The organism is Pseudonocardia sp. DSM 110487 (genome assembly GCF_019468565.1).
GTDB lineage: Bacteria > Actinomycetota > Actinomycetes > Mycobacteriales > Pseudonocardiaceae > Pseudonocardia.
On the sequence record NZ_CP080521.1, the window covers coordinates 7,976,008 to 7,994,522 of the forward strand.

Annotated in this window: 20 protein-coding genes; 9 read left to right on the forward strand and 11 right to left on the reverse strand. The window is 71.4% G+C overall.

The genetic code is table 11. The annotated features are described in order from the left end of the window. Nucleotides 1-68: 68 nt before the first annotated feature. Nucleotides 69-716, reverse strand: coding sequence for a TetR/AcrR family transcriptional regulator (locus K1T35_RS37315; protein WP_220263085.1), 648 nt, complete (start codon nucleotides 714-716; stop codon nucleotides 69-71). A 134-nt stretch (nucleotides 717-850) separates the two neighbouring features. Between K1T35_RS37315 and K1T35_RS37320 the strand changes: the two genes are divergently transcribed. From K1T35_RS37320 to K1T35_RS37335, 4 genes are all read left to right on the forward strand, one after another. After that, nucleotides 851-1,747 carry a shikimate dehydrogenase gene (locus K1T35_RS37320; RefSeq protein ID WP_255621148.1) on the forward strand — a complete coding sequence of 299 codons (897 nt, stop codon included), beginning with the start codon at nucleotides 851-853 and terminating at the stop codon, nucleotides 1,745-1,747. Further along, nucleotides 1,740-3,596 carry a bifunctional sugar phosphate isomerase/epimerase/4-hydroxyphenylpyruvate dioxygenase family protein gene (locus K1T35_RS37325; RefSeq protein WP_255621149.1) on the forward strand — a complete coding sequence of 619 codons (1,857 nt, stop codon included), beginning with the start codon at nucleotides 1,740-1,742 and terminating at the stop codon, nucleotides 3,594-3,596. Before K1T35_RS37320 ends, K1T35_RS37325 begins: the two co-directional genes overlap by 8 nt. A 156-nt stretch (nucleotides 3,597-3,752) precedes the next feature. Next, nucleotides 3,753-4,025, forward strand: coding sequence for a DUF397 domain-containing protein (locus K1T35_RS37330; protein ID WP_220256422.1), 273 nt, complete (start codon nucleotides 3,753-3,755; stop codon nucleotides 4,023-4,025). A gap of 120 nt (nucleotides 4,026-4,145) precedes the next feature. Beyond that, nucleotides 4,146-5,189 carry a helix-turn-helix domain-containing protein gene (locus tag K1T35_RS37335; protein ID WP_370645200.1) on the forward strand — a complete coding sequence of 348 codons (1,044 nt, stop codon included), beginning with the start codon at nucleotides 4,146-4,148 and terminating at the stop codon, nucleotides 5,187-5,189. Nucleotides 5,190-5,341: 152 nt separating this feature from the next. Here K1T35_RS37335 and K1T35_RS37340 read toward each other — a convergent pair whose 3' ends face one another. After that, the gene (locus K1T35_RS37340) at nucleotides 5,342-6,145 is read right to left on the reverse strand and encodes an SAM-dependent methyltransferase (RefSeq protein WP_220256423.1); all 804 of its coding nucleotides are present in this window, start codon (nucleotides 6,143-6,145) and stop codon (nucleotides 5,342-5,344) included. A gap of 85 nt (nucleotides 6,146-6,230) precedes the next feature. Beyond that, nucleotides 6,231-7,193, reverse strand: a complete 963-nt coding sequence (locus K1T35_RS37345) for a LysR family transcriptional regulator (protein ID WP_220256424.1) — start codon at nucleotides 7,191-7,193, stop codon at nucleotides 6,231-6,233. An 81-nt stretch (nucleotides 7,194-7,274) separates the two neighbouring features. Between K1T35_RS37345 and K1T35_RS37350 the strand changes: the two genes are divergently transcribed. Continuing rightward, nucleotides 7,275-8,222 carry a DMT family transporter gene (locus tag K1T35_RS37350; RefSeq protein ID WP_220256425.1) on the forward strand — a complete coding sequence of 316 codons (948 nt, stop codon included), beginning with the start codon at nucleotides 7,275-7,277 and terminating at the stop codon, nucleotides 8,220-8,222. A gap of 31 nt (nucleotides 8,223-8,253) precedes the next feature. After that, on the forward strand, nucleotides 8,254-9,705 hold the full coding sequence (locus tag K1T35_RS37355) for a carboxylesterase/lipase family protein (protein ID WP_255621151.1): 1,452 nt from the start codon (nucleotides 8,254-8,256) through the stop codon (nucleotides 9,703-9,705). Here the strand turns inward: K1T35_RS37355 and K1T35_RS37360 are convergent, their stop codons facing one another. Beyond that, nucleotides 9,706-10,284 (reverse strand): TetR/AcrR family transcriptional regulator, encoded by a 579-nt coding sequence (locus tag K1T35_RS37360; RefSeq protein ID WP_220256426.1) that lies wholly within the window; start codon nucleotides 10,282-10,284, stop codon nucleotides 9,706-9,708. It lies immediately after the preceding gene. Between the two features lie 68 nt (nucleotides 10,285-10,352). Here K1T35_RS37360 and K1T35_RS37365 point away from each other — a divergent pair, with 68 nt between their 5' ends. Next, nucleotides 10,353-11,483 (forward strand): alcohol dehydrogenase catalytic domain-containing protein, encoded by a 1,131-nt coding sequence (locus K1T35_RS37365; protein WP_220256427.1) that lies wholly within the window; start codon nucleotides 10,353-10,355, stop codon nucleotides 11,481-11,483. A 15-nt stretch (nucleotides 11,484-11,498) separates the two neighbouring features. Here the strand turns inward: K1T35_RS37365 and K1T35_RS37370 are convergent, their stop codons facing one another. The 4 genes from K1T35_RS37370 to K1T35_RS37385 form a co-directional block, all read right to left on the reverse strand. Continuing rightward, nucleotides 11,499-12,383 carry a BTAD domain-containing putative transcriptional regulator gene (locus K1T35_RS37370; protein ID WP_370645201.1) on the reverse strand — a complete coding sequence of 295 codons (885 nt, stop codon included), beginning with the start codon at nucleotides 12,381-12,383 and terminating at the stop codon, nucleotides 11,499-11,501. An 86-nt stretch (nucleotides 12,384-12,469) separates the two neighbouring features. Further along, nucleotides 12,470-13,138 carry a S1C family serine protease gene (locus K1T35_RS37375; protein ID WP_220256429.1) on the reverse strand — a complete coding sequence of 223 codons (669 nt, stop codon included), beginning with the start codon at nucleotides 13,136-13,138 and terminating at the stop codon, nucleotides 12,470-12,472. Next, a complete protein-coding gene (locus K1T35_RS37380) occupies nucleotides 13,135-13,803 on the reverse strand; it encodes a histidine phosphatase family protein (protein WP_220256430.1) in 669 nt (222 codons plus the stop codon). Before K1T35_RS37380 ends, K1T35_RS37375 begins: the two co-directional genes overlap by 4 nt. Nucleotides 13,804-13,816: 13 nt before the next feature. Continuing rightward, nucleotides 13,817-14,299 (reverse strand): DoxX family protein, encoded by a 483-nt coding sequence (locus K1T35_RS37385; protein WP_220256431.1) that lies wholly within the window; start codon nucleotides 14,297-14,299, stop codon nucleotides 13,817-13,819. A gap of 156 nt (nucleotides 14,300-14,455) precedes the next feature. On the opposite strand from K1T35_RS37385, the gene K1T35_RS37390 reads away from it, so the two are divergent. Then, nucleotides 14,456-15,172, forward strand: coding sequence for a TetR/AcrR family transcriptional regulator (locus K1T35_RS37390; RefSeq protein WP_220256432.1), 717 nt, complete (start codon nucleotides 14,456-14,458; stop codon nucleotides 15,170-15,172). A gap of 13 nt (nucleotides 15,173-15,185) precedes the next feature. On the opposite strand, the gene K1T35_RS37395 is transcribed toward K1T35_RS37390, so the two are convergent. Then, entirely contained in the window at nucleotides 15,186-15,674 is a 489-nt protein-coding gene (locus tag K1T35_RS37395; RefSeq protein WP_220256433.1) for a biotin/lipoyl-containing protein, read from the reverse strand. A 24-nt stretch (nucleotides 15,675-15,698) separates the two neighbouring features. After that, nucleotides 15,699-16,481 carry an SDR family NAD(P)-dependent oxidoreductase gene (locus tag K1T35_RS37400; protein WP_220256434.1) on the reverse strand — a complete coding sequence of 261 codons (783 nt, stop codon included), beginning with the start codon at nucleotides 16,479-16,481 and terminating at the stop codon, nucleotides 15,699-15,701. Between the two features lie 172 nt (nucleotides 16,482-16,653). On the opposite strand from K1T35_RS37400, the gene K1T35_RS37405 reads away from it, so the two are divergent. Next, nucleotides 16,654-17,076: a nuclear transport factor 2 family protein gene (locus tag K1T35_RS37405; protein WP_255621153.1), complete on the forward strand. Its 423-nt coding sequence runs from the start codon at nucleotides 16,654-16,656 to the stop codon at nucleotides 17,074-17,076. An 82-nt stretch (nucleotides 17,077-17,158) separates the two neighbouring features. Here K1T35_RS37405 and K1T35_RS37410 read toward each other — a convergent pair whose 3' ends face one another. Beyond that, a complete protein-coding gene (locus K1T35_RS37410) occupies nucleotides 17,159-18,505 on the reverse strand; it encodes an acetyl/propionyl/methylcrotonyl-CoA carboxylase subunit alpha (protein ID WP_220256435.1) in 1,347 nt (448 codons plus the stop codon). Nucleotides 18,506-18,515: the final 10 nt, after the last annotated feature.

Consider the following 18,515-nt stretch of genomic DNA (forward strand, 5'->3'; position numbering starts at 1 on the left):
GGGATAATGTACTGAATGGTGAGGTACCAAATGGTGAGTTAGGACTCAGACCCTGTCAAGGGGAGCAGTCAGGCGCGGCCGACGTTCGCGGTCAGGTACTCGAGCACGAGATCGCCGAGCATGCGCCGGTGGTGGTCGCGGTACTCGGGATCGAGCATGTCGCGCCCGAAGATGACCTGGAACGTGTGCCGGTTCGCGATGCGGAAGACGCAGAACGAGCTGATGATCATGTGGACGTCGAGCGCGTCGACGTCGTCCCGGAAGAGCCCTGCGGCCCGGCCGCGCTCGAGGATGCGTCCGAGCACGTCGACAGCGGGCGTCGCGAGACTGGACAGCACCGGCGAGGTCTTGAGGTGCTCGGCGTGGTGGATGTTCTCGATGCTCACCAGGCGGATGAACGCCGGATGCGACGCGTGGTGGTCGAGCGTGAGCTCGGCGAGTGCCCGCATCGCGCGGGCCGGGTCGAGGTGCTCGACGTCGAGCCGCTGCTCCAGGGCGCGGATCTGCGCGTAGGCCCGCTCCAGCACCGCGACGTACAGGCCCTGCTTGCTGCCGAAGTAGTAGTAGATCATCCGCTTCGTCGTGCGGGTCTTCGCGGCGATCTCGTCGACCCGGGCCCCCGCGAAGCCGCGCGTGGCGAGTTCCTCGGTGGCGACGTCGAGGATCTCGGCACGGGTGCGGTCGGCATCGCGCTGCCGCTCCCGCGTGCTCTCCATCCCCGTTGCCACGTCGCCTCCTCCGATCCGCCGACCCGACATTAGGTCAAGACGCCCCGAGCTCGCCCGAGCACCTTCCGGCGGCCACCGATCCGAGGTACAACTAACTATCCGGTACATCCTCTGGGAGTCACGTGAGCATCGACGCCGCCGGCCTTCTCGTCGGTCTCATCGGGTCCGGCATCGGCCCGTCCCTCTCGCCTGCACTGCACATGCGGGAGGCAAAGGAGCTCGGCCTGCACTACCGCTACGTGCGGCTCGATCTCGATGCCCTGCGGCTGCCGCCCGAGGCGATCGGCGATCTGGTGCTGCAGGCGCGGGTCGCCGGGTTCCGCGGGTTGAACGTCACCCACCCGTGCAAGCAGCTCGTCATCCCCCACCTCGACGCCCTCGATCCGGCCGCGGCGGCGATCGGCGCGGTCAACACCGTCGTGTTCGACGGCGGCTGCGCGATCGGGCACAACACGGACTGGACGGGCTTCCGCGACGGCCTCCGCGACGGGCTGCCGGACGCACGGCTCGACCACGTCGTGCTGATCGGCGCGGGCGGCGCCGGTGCGGCCGCGAGCCACGCCCTGCTCTCGGTCGGCGCCGGCAGGGTCGACATCCTCGATGTGGACGCTTCACGCGCTCGGCGCCTCGCCACCGCTCTGGCCGACCACTTCGGGGCGGGCCGGGCAACCGGCATCGACATGAGCGAGCTCGCACCGCGGGTCGAGGCAGCTGACGGGTTGGTGCACGCGACGCCCATGGGTATGTCCGAGCACCCCGGCCTGCCGGTCCCGGCGGAGCTCCTCCGCGCAGAGCTGTGGGTCGCCGAGATCGTCTACCGGCCGCTCGACACGGAGCTGCTCCGGGCGGCGCGTGCCGCGGGCTGCGCGACGCTGGACGGCAGCCGCATGGCGGTGCACCAGGCCGCCGAGTCGTTCCGGCTGTTCACCGGCCTCGAGGCGGACGCCGCCCGGATGCGGCGGCACCTCACCGAACTGGTGCGGAGCGAGATCGGAACGGGAGGGGATCGCGTTGCCTGAACGGTCGATCGCGACGGTGTGCCTGTCGGGGACGCTCGAGGACAAGGTCGCAGCGGCTGCTGCGGCCGCGTTCGACGGCATCGAGGTCTTCGAGCCCGACCTGATCGCATCCCCGTGGACGCCGGCCGAGCTCGCCGCCCGGTGCGCCGATCTCGGCCTGAGCATCGACCTCTACCAGCCCTTCCGCGACCTGGACTCGACCGACCCCGACCGCTTCGCGCGGAACCTGCGCCGGCTCGAGCGGAAGTTCGACGTCATGGAGCAGTTGGGGACGCCGACGGTGCTCGTGTGCTCCTCCGTCTCCCCGGACGCCGTCGCCGGCGCGGAGCAGCTCGCGCAGCAGCTGGCCGCGGCCGCCGATCGGGCCGCCGACCGCGGGCTGCGGATCGCGTTCGAGGCGCTGGCGTGGGGACGGCACGTCTCCACATGGGAGGAGTCATGGCAGCCGGTCGCGCTCGCCGACCACCCGGCGCTCGGGCTGTGCCTGGACAGCTTCCACGTACTGTCGCGGAACGGCGACCCCGCCGGGTTCGCGGACATCGCCCCTGGCAAGATCTTCTTCCTCCAGCTGGCCGACGCCCCGCACCTGCAGATGGACGTGCTGCAGTGGAGCCGCCACCACCGCCTCTTCCCCGGCCAGGGCGCCTTCGACCTGCCCGCCTTCCTCACGGGCGTCCTCGACGCCGGCTACGACGGACCGCTGTCGCTCGAGGTGTTCAACGACGTCTTCCGGCAGGCCGACCCCGTACGCACCGCCGTCGACGCCATGCGCTCGCTGCTGTGGCTCGAGGACCAGGCGGCCGCCGAGCGGCCCGACCTCGGGCTGCCCGTCCGCCCGGCGGCACCCCGGCTCAGCGGGTACTCGTTCGTCGAGCTGGCCGTCGACGGGGTCTCCGGACCTCAGGTCGGCGACGTACTCGCCCGCCTCGGGTTCGCCCACGCCGGACAGCACCGCAGCAAGCCCGTCCAGCAGTGGGAGCAGGGGGACGCCCGGGTCCTGCTGAACGCCTCGGTCGTGCGGCCCGCCGAGACCGGGGTGGCCGGGGTCGCCGCGCTCGGCCTGGAGAGCGAGGACCCGGCGGGCTCCGCGCAGCGGGCAGCGTCCCTACTCGCCCCCGTCCTCCCCCGCTCCCGCGGCGTTGCCGAGGCCGACCTCCGCGCCGTCGCGGCACCCGACGGCGCCCAGGTGTTCTTCACCCGCACCGTCCCCGACGGCTGGCCCGCCGACTTCCTCCCGACCGGCGTGCGCGGCGGCGGCGTCGGTGTCACCCGGATCGACCACGTCGGTCTCACCCAGCCGTTCGACTCCTTCGACGAGGCCGCGCTGTTCTACCGGGAGGTCCTCGGGCTCGGCCCCGAAGAGGTCACCGAGATCCCCGCACCCTTCGGCCTCGTCCGCGACCGTGCGGTGACGAACTCCGAGCGCTCGGTGCGGCTGAGCCTGACGGCCTCGTTGCTGCGGCGGGGCGAATGGTCCCCCGGAGTCCCGGAGCCCCAGCACGTCGCGTTCGCCACCGACGACATCGTCGCTGCCGCCCGTACCCTGCGCGAGGCGGGCGCGCCGCTGCTGGAGGTGCCCGCCAACTACCACGACGATCTCGACGCCCGCTTCGACCTCGATCCCGTCCGGCTCGCCGCGATGCGCGAGCTCGGACTCTTCTACGACGAGACCGGCGACGGCGCCTACCTGCACCTCTACACCGAGGTGCTCGGCGGGCGCGTGTTCTTCGAGATCGTCCAGCGGATCGGCGGCTACGACGGGTACGGCGCCGCGAACGCCCCCGTCCGGATGGCCGCCCACCGCCGAGCCCGCCTCGCGATGCCTGGCCGCCCGCTGATTGAGCGGTGACGACGGCCTGAGACGGCCCTGTCCGGCGTCGCGGAGATCGCCCGGATGCCCGGCGCCGGTACTCCTTCCGGTTGCAGATGCACGTCCCGATGCAGTTTCATATGCAATTGCGGCTGGCTCGCGGCCGCCGATGCACGCCCGGAGGGTGACGACAGCATGCAGGACTTCGTTGGGCCGTCGACCGAGTCGACGACGCCGTTGGTGGGCGCCGCGTCGCTCCAGTGGCGCAAGAGCGAGCACAGCAACCCGAACGGCTCGTGCGTGGAGCTCGCGCCGCTCGCCGGTGGGCGCGTCGCCATGCGCAACTCACGGCGGCCGGACGGGGATGTGCTGGTCCACACCGCGGAGGAGTTCCGGGCGTTCCTGCTCGGCGCCAAGCACGGCGAGTTCGACGATCTGACCGACGGCGATCCCAACGGGCTTCGGTGAAACGGATCGCGCCGGCTCGAACTCATGCCGGTGCGGGTGGCTGAGCGATTAGCCGAGTGATGCCGATACGGAGCTGTGGCCTCGAATCGGAACGAGGCTGTGCAAGACCCCCCGGAGGGGATGAACGCCGTCCATCTCCGCGGTTCCGTTGAATTCGCTCTGCACCCGCGTGGCGTCGTATGCTGTGGCGCGGCTCGCCCGCCGGCGCAAAGCGCGCGGTACCGTGTGGCCCGATGCGCGAGATCCGCAGTCTTCTCGGGGGTGATTATGGCCGACGGCCAGGAGGACGACCCGCGTGAGGGCGGGTTCGCCGAGGCCAGGGGCGGCCCCACGGTTCTGCGCATCCTGGTCGGCGCACAGCTTCGCCGGCTTCGTGAAGCGAGCGGCATCAGCCGTGAGGACGCTGCCTATGCCATCCGCGGCTCCGAAGCGAAGATGAGCCGTATCGAGTCGGGCCGTGTGGGGTTCAAGCCGCGGGACGTCGCCGACCTCCTGACGATGTACGGGCTCACCGAGGGATCGGCCCGCGACGTGGTGCTGAGCCTGGCCGAGCAGGCCAACGAGCCTGGCTGGTGGCACCGTTACAGCGACACCATGCCGGACTGGTTCTCGACCTACGTCGGGCTGGAGCAGGCCGCCACGATCATCCGTACCTACGAGGCCCAGTACGTGCCGGGTCTGCTGCAGACCGAGGCCTACGCCAACGCGGTGGTCAACCTGGGCGAGGCCGTCCGCGCCGATGAGGTGAGCAAGCGCGTCGAGCTGCGGATGCACCGCCAGCAGTTGCTCGACGTGCCGAAGCCACCTGACTACTGGGCAGTGATCGATGAAGCGGTGCTGCGCCGGAGCCTGGGCGGTCGGCAGGTCATGCGGGACCAGCTCGACCACATCCTCGAGGCCACCACGCGGCAGCACATCACGGTGCAGGTCGTGCCCTTCGACCGCAGCGACGTCGCGGCGGTCGGCGGGCCGTTCACCCTGCTGCGCTTCGCGGAGCCCGACCTCCCCGACATCGTCTACCTCGAGCAGCTCAACAGCGCGCTGTACCTGAACAGGAACGTCGAGGTGATGAACTACCTCCAGATCATGAACCGGTTGGCCGCCGGGGCGTTGACACCCCAGCGGTCCACCGAGCTGATCACGTCCGTGCGTGACGCGCTCTGAGCCTCGGCGACGGGGAGGCGGCGGCCGACCCGCCGTGGCGCACGGCATTCTGACCGTCAACGCCATGCCGCGAGCATTCGAGCGATGCCGCGACAGCCTTTACCTCGACACAACAGCGGGACGCGCCGCTCCAGCGAGCGCGGTGTCGGTTCCTAAGGCTTGCGGCCGACACCTGCGAGCGTGGGCAACGGCTTCGGGTTGTCGCCGGGCTCGGGGCGCCACATCGGAATGGGCACCAGGCCGGGCTCCACGAGTTCCAGGCCGTCGAAGAAGCCGGCGAGTTCCTCCGGGGTCCACAGCTTGTACGGGACCGCGCCCGTGTCGTCATAACCCTGCTGCGCCTGGTTGAACGCCTCGTCCTCGGTGGTGGAGTCGGAAAACGCCAGATAACTGCCCGACGGCAGCCTGTCCATGATTCCACGCACGACCGACAATGCCACACCGTAGTCGTTGGTGTGTCCGAGGACGCCGTTGATGGTGACCGCAATCGGCTTTGTCAGGTCCAGGGTCTTCGCGGCCTCTGACAGGACCACGTTCACGTCGGTCAGATTGGTGTCGATGTATGCGGTGGCACCCTCGGGGGTGCTGGTCAGAAGGGCACGAGCGTGCGCCAGCACGGTGGGGTCGTTGTCGACGTAGACGATGCGGGCAGCCGGGTTCTCCTGCTGGGCGACCTGGTGCGTGTTGTCCGAGGTCGGCAGCCCGGTGCCGATGTCGAGGAACTGCGAGACCCCGGCCTCGCCGGCCAGGTAGCGGACGCTGCGCCTCAGGAAGTAGCGCATGCTCCGAGCGATGTCGACGATTCCGGGGAAGACCGCGATGTACTGGTCCCCGGCCTCCTTGTCAACAGCGTAGTAGTCCTTGCCGCCCTGCCAGTAGTTCCAGATCCGCGCCGAGTGGGGAACAGACTCGTCGACCGCCGGCCCGGGTCCTGAGCTGGAGAACTCGCTGCTCATGTCGTTGACGCACTCACTCTCTGTGTCCGTAGGCCTCCCAGAGAGTACATGATCACACGACTTGACGCCCCGTCGGGAGCCTTGCTCACGAAATGTAGGAGCCGGAGGCGCGATGAACCGATGCGCCGGCCCACAGAGGTGAGGACCTCGACCGCATCAGGCACTCGGCGGCGATCTCCCGCAGTTCTGCGCACGTCGCGAGCACCGGAGGGGTGCTCGCGACGGCGTCGCGGACCACCGCGAGGATCGATCGGACGGGCGTCGGCTGGACGACGGGCACGGCGTGCGTCCCGGCCGGGAGGTGGATGGCCCCGAGCTCTGGCAGGACGGTGACCCCGATGCCGGCGGCGACGAAAGCGAGCGCGGTCGGGTAGTCGTGCGCCTCGACGTGGAACGGCGGCCGGAAGCCTGCCGCGGTGCACGCCTCGATCAGGTTGCGCCGGCACCAGCCGCGGGCGAAGTCGTTGTCCACCCATTGCTCCGATGCGAGCTCCGCCAGCTCGATCTCCTCGCGACCCGTCATCGGGTGGCCTTCCGGCAGCACGACGACGTACGGCTCGTCGAGCAGGTGGTGCGCGGTGAAGCCGGGCCATGCGGCGAAGTCGGGGCGTTCGACGGCGATCTGCACGTCGGACCGATCGGCCGGGTCGTCCGGCAGCCAGTCGCGCAGCGCGAGGTCCAGCCGGACACCGGGGAACTCGCTGGTCAGCAGGCGCACGACCCGGGGTAGCCAGGCCGCGCCGACCGAGGCGAAGTAGGACAGCGACAGCGCACCCGTACGGCCGGCTCGCAGGTCCGCGACCACCGCCTCCGCCTCGCCGAGCCGGTCGAGGATCGCGTCCGCCTGTTCGGCCAGCAGTAGCCCGGCGCCCGTCGCGCGCAGCCCGCGCCCCGCCCGCTCGAACAGGACCAGCCCCGTCTCCCGCTGCAGGGCGGTGACGTGCTGGCTCACGGCGGACGGGGTGTAACCCAGGTTCGCGGCGGCCGCCTGCACCGACCCGCTGGCGACGACGGAGCGGAAGATGCGCAGTCGATGGGTGTCGAGCACGGGTCGACCATACAGTCGGACTGAATCCAGCGGTAGGAACTGTCGCTGGTGCTGAACGGTCCGGCTGATCAGGCTGGAGCCATGACGCGCTACAAGCAGCTGCTCCCCCTCGCGGCCGCGGCGACGACCGTCGTCTTCTGGGCCTCGGCGTTCGTCGGGATCCGGGCGGTCGGCCACGAGCTGACGCCCGGAGCGCTCGCATTGGGCCGGATGCTCGTCGGGTCGCTCACGCTCACCGTGATCGTGCTGGTGGTGCGGGCCCGCAGGCGTCCCGTGACAGCGGTGAACCCGCGCGGGCGGCTGCTCCGTGCGATCGCGCTGTGGGGTGTGGCCTGGTTCGGGCTCTACAACCTCGCGCTGAACGCCGCCGAGCGGCACCTCGACGCCGGCACGGCCGCGCTGCTGGTGAACGTGGCACCGGTGGTAGTGGCTGTGCTGGCCGGTGTGCTGCTCGGGGAGGGCTTCCCGGCCCGGCTGCTGGCCGGGATGGCGATCGCGTTCTGCGGCGTGGCGCTCATCGCGGCGACCACGTCCTCCGGCGGCGCCGACGTCGCCGGGGTGCTGCTCGGACTGCTCGCCGCGCTGGTGTACGCCGGTGCCGCCGTCGCGCAGAAGAGGCTCCTGGCTCGCGTGGACGCGCTGACCATGACGTGGATCGGTGCGGTCGCGGGCACGGTCGCCCTGCTGCCGTACCTGCCCGCGCTGCTCACCGAGCTGGCGACGGCGCCAGCCGCGGCGACCGCCGGGATCGCCTACCTGGGCGTCTTCCCGACCGCTCTCGCGTTCCTGACCTGGGGGTATGCGCTGTCACGGACGACAGCGGGCCGGCTTGCCGCCGCCACCTACAGCGTCCCGCCGATCGTCGTGCTGCTGTCCTGGACCCTCCTCGGTGAGTTCCCGGCGCCGCTCGCGCTGACCGGCGGACTGCTCTGCCTTGTGGGCGTGGTCGTTGCCACGCGCAGGGCTCGTCCCGCCGTCGCACCGCGCGTCGGGCGTCCGGCGGTGGCGACCTCGCAGCAATCCGCGTGACCGAGGCGGTGCGCCGTGTGAGGGTGAGGTCGTGACCGTCGACGCGCGCACGACCGCCGGAATGGTCCGGGGCAGCTGGGAGGACGGGGTTGCCGTGTTCCGCGGCGTTCCCTTCGCAGCACCCCCGGTCGGGCCGAACAGGTTCGCCGCTCCCCGCCCGGCGGTGGCATGGACGGGGGTCCGCGACGCCACCCGGTTCGGCCCGCCCCCGCCGCAGCCGGGCCGGCCGACCGACGGCGAGGAGTGGCTGAACCTCGCCGTCTGGACGCCTGCGCCGGGGAGAAGCGGACTACCCGTCGTGGTGTGGATCAGCGGCGGCACGTACCTGAACTGCGACTCGGCCAATCCGCACCTGGCGGGCCCGGCCGTGGCGGCAGGCGGTGCCGTCGTGGTGAGCGCCCACTACCGCACCGGGGCCGAGGGCTTCGCCCGGCTCGACGGCGCGCCGGACAACCGTGGGTTGCTCGACCAGGTCGCCGCGCTCCGCTGGGTACGGGACAACATCGCTGCCTTCGGCGGCAACCCGGACGACGTCACCGTCCTCGGCCAGTCGGCCGGAGCGGGCTCGATCGCCGCGCTGCTGGCGATGCCGGAGGCGACCGGGCTGTTCCGGCGCGCGATCCTGCAAAGCCTCCCGGGAACCTTCTTCACCCCCGCTCTCGCGGCGGACGTCGCGGCGGAGGTCGCCACCGAGCTCGGTCGTTCACCGCGGGCCGCGGACCTCGCCGACGTCGCACCCGATGCTCTCGTCGAGGCGGCAAGGGCGGTGACGGACCGGCTCCCGCTGCGCGTCGACCGGTGGGGCGCTGTGGCGTACACCCCCACGCCGTTCTCCCCGGTGGTGGATGGCGACGTGCTGCCCTCGTCCCCGTGGGCCGCGCTCGCCGGCGGCGCGGCCCGTGCTGTCGACCTGCTCGTCGGGCACACCCGCGACGAGTTCAGCCTGCTCGCCGCCCGGCTCGGCGACATCGACGACGCCGGGGCGGACGCGCTGCTGGACGGGCTCGCACCGACGCCGGGCGCCCATCGCTATCGAGCGGCCCATCCGTCGGCGTCCCCGAACGCGCTGCGTGACACGGCCATGTCGGACTGGTTGTGGCGGATGCCCGCCCTCCACCTCGCCGAGGCCGCCCTCGCAGGCGGTGCGCCGGTGTGGCTCTACGAGCTCTGCTGGGGGTTCAACTCGCTGGGCGCATCGCACGGCCTGGACACCCTGCTCGTGTTCGGCACCACCCACATCGAAACCGGGCTCGTGGAAGCCGGCCGGGACGCCGTTGCGCAGGCCGAACGGCTGTCGAGCCTGATGCGGGGCGAACACCTCGCGTTCGCCGCCGCAGGCGACCCCGGCTGGCCGAACTACACGACCAGCGAGCGCACCACGCGGGTGTACGACGCCGAGCCGACGGTCGGGCCGTATCCCGAGGAACGGGCACGCGAGATCTGGCGGGATCTGCGGTTCGACGTGCTCGATCTGACGGGCTGACTACGCCGGCCGCGACACGACCTCGCTGACGAGCAACTCCAGCCTCGCGGCGACGCGATCGAGCGGGCCGGTATCGCGCCGGGCGCGGCACATCGCGACCGCGCCCTCGACCGCGGCCACGACGAGGGTCGCGAGCTCCTCCGCGTCGCGCGCATCGGCACCGTGCTCGCGCAGGGAATCGGCGAGCATCCCCTCCCAGGCGCGGAACGCCTCCGCCGCCGCCTCACGGGGAGCGGACTCGTCCCCCGCCGGCTCCTCGACGGACACCACGAGTACGGGGCAGCCTGCCCGGAAACCGGTCCGTGTCAGGATCTTCCACCACAGCGCGAGGAACGCGCGCAGCCCGTCCACCGGACCGGCCTCGAGCGCCGCGCGGAGCGTGCCCGCGACCTGGTCCCCCGCGAACCGGACGGCCTCGGCGGCCAGCTGCTGCTTCCCGCCGGGGAAGTAGTGGTAGGTCGATCCGAGTGGCGCCGCGGCGTGCTCGGCGAGGCCACGGATGCTGGTCCCGGCCAGCCCGCGGCGGCGGATCAGATCGGCTGCGCCGGCGACGATCTGCTGCCGGACGTCCGCGCTCATGACGCCCTCCTTGTTATGACGACCGCTATAACCTAGCGTCTATAACGTTCGTCATAGAACGGAGAACGATGCGCGAGCTGCACTTCACCCGTGACCGGCGGCTGGCCTGGCACGAACGCGACGGACCCGCCCTGCAGGACCCGACCGACGCGATCGTGCGCCCGTTCGTCGCGGGCCGCTGCGACGGTGACACCCTCCCCCTGCACCGCAGGGTGTCGCGGGCGATGCAGGCCGGGTTGCGGCTCGGCGCCATCGACCCCGCCGTGGGCTCGATCTGCGGACCCGTCCCGTTCAAGGGACCGTTCGCGATCGGCCACGAGTGCGTCGCCGAGGTCCTCGCCGTCGGCGACGACGTGCGTCACGTTCGGGCAGGCCAGACCGTGGTGGTGCCGTGGGCGGTCTCCTGCGGCACCTGCGAGCGGTGCCGGCGCGGGCTCACCGCCAAGTGCGCAACCACCACCGACACCACCCTCGCCGCGTTCGGGTTCGGTCCGGCCAGCGGGCCGTGGGGCGGAATGATCGCCGACGAGGTCCGCGTGCCCCACGCCGACCACATGCTCGTCCCCGTCCCCGCCGGCACCCCGGCGCTGCGCGTCGCCGCGGCCAGCGACAACCTCGCCGACGCCTGGCGGACCGTCGTGCCCCCGCTCACCGAACGCGGAGGCGGCTCGGTACTCGTACTCGGCGGCGGGGCCAAGAGCATCGGCCTCTACGCCGCGGGCCTCGCCGTCGCACACGGAGCATCCGTGGTCGACTACCTCGACCGCAGCCCGGCCCGGCGGCAGATCGCCGAGACCTTCGGGGCCCGCGCCCACCCGTACCGTCGCGGCCCGGCCACGAACTCCGGCTACGACGTCGTGGTCGAGGCGACCTCCAGCACGTCCGGGCTCCAGCGGGCCGTCCGCGCTGTCGCGCCGGGAGGCATCTGCACCGCCGTCGGCTACTACATCGCCACTGCGACACCGGTGCCCGTGATGCACATGTACGCCACCGACGCCACCCTGCGCCTCGGCGTCTCGCACACCCGCGCGATCCTCCCCGACCTGCTCGGCTTCGTGCACCGCACCGGCTTCCCCGCCGAACGGGTCACCACCCTCACCGCCGACTGGGACGACGCCCCCACCGCCTACGCCGCCCGCACCACCAAGGTGGTGCTGCACCGCGACCGGATCACGGCCGAGGAGGCGCCGCCCTCGTGATGCGGCAAGGGACATTCAGCCCTTCCGCCTCGCCCGCACCGGTACTCGGACGTCGTCGAGCTCCAGGATGGCTCGCTGCAGCAGCTGAGCCTCCCGGCTGGGCGCCACCCCCAGCTCGACATCGAGCCGAGACCACAGGTCGCGATACGCGCCCAGCGCCTCGGCACGCCGACCGGACCGGTAGAGCGCTTCGATCAGCCAGGCGTGCAGCGACTCGTTCAACGGATACCGGGCGACCAGCGAACGCAGCTCGGGAACGATCTCGTGGTGCCGGCCGAGGCTTCGCTTCGCCTGGATCCGGATGCTCTCCGCGCGCGCCCGCATCTCCTCGAGCCGGGTGACGTGGGCCGCCAGCACCTCACCCTTGTGCACGCTCGCCAATGCGGGGCCGCGCCACAACACGAGCGCCTCGGTGACCGATTTCAGCGCGGCCTCCGGGTCGTGGTCGATCTGCGCCCCCGCGCACTCGACCAGCCGCTCGAAGACCTTCTCGTCGACCTGTTCCGGTTCCACACAGATCTCGTAACCCCTCGACCTCGTCGCGAGCAGCTCCGCGCCGTTCGCGCCTTCGCGGCGCAGCCGGCGGCGCAGGTGGTAGACGTAGGTCTGCAGCGTGGGCATTGCAGTGGTCGGCGGTTGATCCCCCCACAGTTCTTCGATTATCGTTTCTACCGTCACCGTTTGGCCACATCGCGTTAACAAGAGCGCAAGAACCTGAGTGGCCTTCGATGCGGTGAAAGAAATAGAACGGCCTTCGTCAGTCACGACTTCCAGAGGTCCAAGAAGTGTGTACCTCACGGTCGTCCCCCTCAATGCAGTTTGCCCGGTTTCCCCGGTTTTCGAACATAGCAGGGGCAACCGCGCCACCGGCGTGAACTCCATCACAGCCGAATTGATCATTTAATTGTAGTTAACGAGGAGTGACGAGACGGGCGTCCGAAAATAGTTGCGGGGGACACTACTCGGACGTGTTTCAGCTAGGTTTCTCAAGCCCTGCCGACGATCGCGAAGACGGCCTGCCGTGCGACGTCGACGGGTATCGCGAACGCCCGATCGCCCGGCCGGCCGGCGCCGGGCGCAGCCGCCGAGGTGACCACACCGAGGACGTCGCCCTCCGCGTTGACGACGGGTGCGCCCGACGCGCCCGGTCCCAGGTCGGAGTCGAGCGCGATCACGGACTGCTCCGTACCGCCGGCAAGCGCCGCGCGCCGGTCCTTGGCGAGAAGCGTCGCCGGGGCGGCATCGTGCGGTGGGGCGCGCACGGCCAGCACGCGGTCACCCGGGCGAGCCTGCGCGAACCCGGACCGGGAGTGCATCGCCGGGATCTGCGGGCCGTCGAGCCGGATCGCGGCGATGTCCACCTCGGTGGAGCGGCCGAGCACAGTGGCGGCGCGGCGCGTGCCGTCGACGAGCACGACAGAGATCTCGGCGCCGTCGCCTGCCTCTGAGACGGCCTGGGCCGAGGTCACGACGATGCCGTCGATGCCGACCCGGAAGCCGGTGCCGCTGTGCCGCCCTTCCCCGACCTGCACCGAAACGACGCTGGGCAGAGCGTCCTGCACGGCCGGGTGCACGGCGTCGGCGGCGGGCGCAGGCGCCGCCCCGCCCGCGCAGCCCGCCAGCGCGACGAGGACGGCGGCGAGCAGCGCCCTCATGCCAGACCGGCCCACTCTTCCGGCGCGACGGTGCCCAGGTTCACGATCCGGCCGCCGACGAGCTCGTAGACGACAGCCTCGCCCTCGCCCAGCACCGTGCCGTCGAGGGCGTCCGCGAAGAGCTGGTGCACGATCATGACGGTGTTCCGGTCGGGCGCAGCGGGCAGCCGCTCGTGGATCAGGCCGCGCAGCCGCTCGCCCGCCAGTGCGCGCTTGCCGGCGTCGGGCGGCCAGACCGCGCGACCGTCGATCGCGTCGGCCGCTTCCACCCGCCCGAAGGCGAGCCGCCCGGTGTCCATCGCCCGGCAGTAGACGCTGCTCAGCACGTCGCCGATCGGGATGCCCAGCTCGCGGATCGCCGCGCCCATCGCCTCCGCCTCGGCCCGCCCCTCGGCCGAGAGGTTCCGCTGCGTGGAGCAGTCGGCGATGTCGATCGGGTCGGCGTCCTGAGCGCTGTCGGTGCGCCCGTGCCGGACGACGATCGCGAGTCCGCCTGCCCGCAACCTGCCGACCAGCGCGCCTGGCGTGAGCTCGGCGGACCGCTCGACGGTGGCGGCGACGCTCGGCCCTGCCGCGGTGGCGCCGCCACCGATGCTCTCCGGCGGACCGGAGCACCCCGCGATCGCGATCGTTCCGGCGAGGAGCAGGGCCACGAGCCCTCTCATCGCGGCCGACAGCTCAGGCGCCCTGGCTGACCGCGGAGGTGGCGACAGGCGCGCCCGCCGCCCGGGTGGCGATCAGGTAGTCGAGGCTGAAGCGGCCAGGGCCCGCGAGCACGATGGCGAGCGACGCCGCCCCCATGATGAGCGCGAACCCCGAGCCGCTGCCGTCCTGCCCGATCGGGATCTGCTCCCCCGCGTGCACGAAGACCAGCGCACCCGCCATCACCACGACCATGCCGAGGCTGACGAGCCGGCTGACCAGACCCGCGATCAGCGCAAGCCCGCCGAGGAACTGCACGTAGGCGGCGAACGGCGCGCTGAGGGCCGGAAGCGGGATGCCCGCCTCGCGGTAGTTCTCGACATTGCTGGACACGCCTGCCTCGAAAATGTCACCCGCACCGTGCACCACGAAGATTATCCCGACGATCGCCCGCAGGACGAGCAGGCTGATGTCGTTGGCGACGGGCACCTGCTCGGCGAGATAGCGCAGCTTTCCCATGATGTCCTTCCGGTCGCTCCGAATCGATGGTTCCTTGCGATCAGCGCTCGCCGTCGAGCCCGAACATCCAGTGTGAGTATCACTGAACTGGACAAAACGGTATCGACGCTACTCGCGGCTTGTCAATCCCCGGCTCCGGGGGGCTAGCATCGATCCATGACAGCGGACCGGCCGCACGGCACCAGGATGCGGATCCTGCGGGCCGCGCTCGATCTGCTCACCGACGGCGGCACCGAAGCGGTCTCCACCCGCGCCGTCAGCGCGCGCGCCGGCGTGCAACAGCCGGCCCTCTACCGCCTGTTCGGCGACAAGCGCGGCCTGCTCGAAGCACTCGCGAGCTTCGGGTTCGAGCGCTACCTCGCCCAGAAGGAGATCGCGCACGCCGCAACGGGCAACCCCCTCGACGACCTGCGTGCCGGTTGGGACGCTCACGTCGCCTTCGGAGTGGACCACCCCGGCCTCTACCAGCTCATGTACGGCACGGTGCACTCCGGGCAGCGTTCCGCCGCCGCGAAGGAGGCCTACGAGGGTCTGCTCGCCGTGATGCGGAAGCTCGCGGCGCTCGGTGCCCTTCGGACCCCTCCCGACGTGGCCGCACAGATGATCCAGTCGGCGGCCATCGGCGTGACGCTCCGGCTCATCGCGTCGGACGGCGACCCGGCCAGTGACGATCTGTCGCCCGGTGTCCGCGACGCCATCCTCGCCGCGATCCTCGTCGACCCCGCCGCCGACGACCACACCGCCGAGTCCGACACCCTCGCGGCGCGCGCGATGAGCCTGGACAGCCGCCTCGCCGATCAGCCCGGCCACCTCACCCCGACGGAAGCGGCGCTCCTGCGCGAATGGCTGCGCCGCCTCGCCACCCGGCACTGAAGTCGACACGCGTTCACTCTTCGGGTTCGAGGGCGAACAACGCCTCGTCGTACTCGACGTGCTCGCCGTCCTCCTTCAGGACCTCGACGATCGTCCCGCCGGCCTCGGCGTGCACCGGGACCATGAGCTTCATGATCTCGACGATGGCGACCTGCTGGCCCACGCGCACGCTGTCCCCGACGTCGACGAACGGCTTCGCGCCCGGTTCCGGTGAGCGGTAGAAGACGCCAACGGCCGGGGCGCGCACGGTGAGCCGCTCGGTGACCGTCTCCCCGGCCCGTGCGTCGTCGCCGGCCGCGATCGCGCCGTGAGCGTCGCCGTCGACGACCCCGGTCGCCGTGCCGTTCACCGGCCACTCGGCCTCCACGACGACCCCGCCCGCGTGGATGCGCAGCGCGCTGGGCGGGTGCCGGAGCGCCGCCAGGAGCTGCACCGCGTTGCCCCGGACGAGCTCGAGGACCGCGCGCACTTCGGACTCGGGAGTGCCTGCGTCCTGACTCATGATTCCCCTGGTTCCCGTCCGCGATCAGTAGTTGCCGAGCCCGCCGCAGACGTTGAGCGCCTGCGCGGTCACCGCGGCGGCGCCGTCGCCGACGAGGTACTGGACCATCGCCGCGACCTCGGCCGGCTCGACGTAGCGGCCGATCGGGGCGCGCGCGCTGATCCTGGCGAACGCCTCCTGCGTGTCGACGCCCCAGATGCCGGCGTAGTGCTCCCGCACCCGCTCGGCCATCGGCGTCTCGACGAAGCCGGGACAGACCGCGTTGACGGTGATGCCGGTCCTGGCCAGCTCGAGGCCGAGCGCTTTGGTGAACCCGACGACCCCGTGCTTCGAGGCCGAGTAGGGCGCGGCGTGCACGACGCCCTGCTTGCCGCCGGTCGAGGCGATGTTGATCACGCGGCCGCTGCTCTTCTCGAGCATGCCGCCCTCGTTGAGCACGGCCTTCGTGACGAGGAAGACGCTGTTGAGGTTCACGTTGATCACGTCGAACCAGAGCTCGTCGGCGATCTGGGCCGTGGCCCCGCCGCCAGGGCGGCCCGCGTTGTTCACGAGGATGTCGATCGGGCCGTACCGCTCGACGGCCACGCCCACGAACTGCCGGACCTGCTCGGGAGATGTCACGTCGCACGCCTGCCCGTCGGCCTCGAAGCCGTCGTTCTGCAGGTCCTTGACGGTGGTCTCGACGGCGTCCGCCCGGCGGGAGCACAGGTAGACCCGGTTCCCGGTGCCGGCGAGTGACCTCGCGATCTCCAGACCGATCCCGCTCGTGGCCCCGGTGACCACCGCAACCCTGTCACGCGACTCCATGCTCGTTCCCCTCCGGCCGTCCATCTCAGCGACGAGAACCAGGCTGGTCGAGCGGCCTAGAAACGCGCTCGAAGCGTCCTTGTGCCGATGATCGGCCTACTAGGGCGCTGCGAGCCGGCCACGTCAGCGTGGGTCCGTACGGCAGGTCGTCGACATCGCGGAGGTAGCCCCAGTGACGAGCAGCGCTTATGCCCACGCGGATCTCTACGCGGAGGTCCAGCACTTCTACGCCCGCCAGATGCAGCTCCTCGACGCGCGCAAGCTCGAGGGCTACGCGGACACGTTCACCGAGGACGCCGAGTTCGGCCACACCCCCGGCCGGGAGCCTGCGCGTACGCGGGCCGGCATCCTCCGCGACCTCCACGAGGTGCACAAGCGGTTCGACGAGGACCCGCAGCAGCGTCGCCACGTGTTCACGATGGTCGACATCGACCCCGACGCGGACGGCACGATCCGGTCCACCTGCTACGCGCTGGTCCTGACCACCCGTCCCGGCTCCGGGCCGGAGCTGGTGCGCAACTGCGTCGTGCACGACGTGCTGGTGCGCGAAGAGGGCGAACTACGGAACAGGTCCCGCCACGTGGAGCACGACTAACCGGCGGTGCACACCTCCCGTCCACCGTGCACACGTCCTGCCGTGTGCACGGTGGACGGTTGCTGTGCACCGTCCGGTAGGGCTACGGCCCGAGCAGCTCGTCCACCAGTCTCGTCGAGTGCGCCGCCGCCGCGAAGCGCTCGTCGGACAGCACCGTCTGCAGGAAGTCGATCGTCGTGCGGATGCGGTCGCCCTCGATCACGAACTCGCCGAGCGCGCGCTGCATCCGCGCGATCGCCCCGTCCCGGTCCGGCGCCCACACGACGAGCTTCGCGATCATCGAGTCGTAGTGGGGCGGCACGACGTAGCCGGGACAGGCGTGCGTGTCGACGCGAACGAACGGCCCGCCGGGCGGTTCGAACCGGTCGAGCCGGCCGGGTGCAGGCGCGAACTGGGCTGTCGGATCCTCGGCGTTGACCCGGCACTCTATGGCCACGCCCCGCGGGACCACCTCGGCCGGGTCCAGCGCGAGCGGGTGGCGCGCCGCGATCGCGATCTGCTCCCGCACCAGGTCGACCCCGGTGACCATCTCGGTCACGGGGTGCTCGACCTGGATGCGGCAGTTGACCTCCATGAAGTAGTAGCTGCCGTCGGGGGCGAGGAGGAACTCCCACGTCCCGGCGCCGACGTAGCCCGCGACGACCGCCCCGTCGACCGCGGAGGCCCCGATGCGCTCGGCGAGCCCGGCGGGCAGCGCGGGCGCAGGGGTCTCCTCGATCAGCTTCTGGTGCCGCCGCTGCACCGTGCAGTCCCGCGCCCCGAGGTGGATCGCCTTCCCCTGGGTGTCGGCGAGCACCTGCACCTCGACGTGCCGCGCGTGCTCGAGGTACTTCTCGACGTAGACCCGGCCGTCGGCGAAGAGCATCTGCGCGTTCGCCTGGGTGCGCTGGAACTCGTCGGCGAACGCGTCCGGGTCCCGGACGACCGACATGCCCCGGCCGCCGCCACCCGCCACCGCCTTGATGATGACGGGGAAGCCGATCTCGGCGGCGAGCTCGCGGGCCTCGTCGACGTCGAGCGGGTCCACGCTTCCCGGCAACAGTGGCAACCCGGCCTTCGCCATGATCGCGCGGGCGGACGACTTGTCGCCCAGCGCCGCCATGACGTCCGCGGGCGGACCGATGAGCGTGATCCCGAGGGACGCACAAGCGTCGGCGAAATCCGGGGACTCCGACAGGAAGCCGTAGCCGGGGTGGATCGCGTCCGCCCCGGTCTGCTCAGCCGCCTGCAGCACGGCCGCCGCGTTCAGGTAGCTCTGCCCCGCCGCGCCGGGGCCGATCAGCACGGTCTCGTCGGCGAACCGGGTGACGGCGGATCCCCGGTCCGGTGTGGAGCAGATCGCCACCGTGGGGATCCCCAGCTCCCGGCACGTGCGGGCGACGCGCAGGGCGATCTCGCCCCGGTTCGCGATCAGGATCTTGTCGAACACGTCGCGGCCC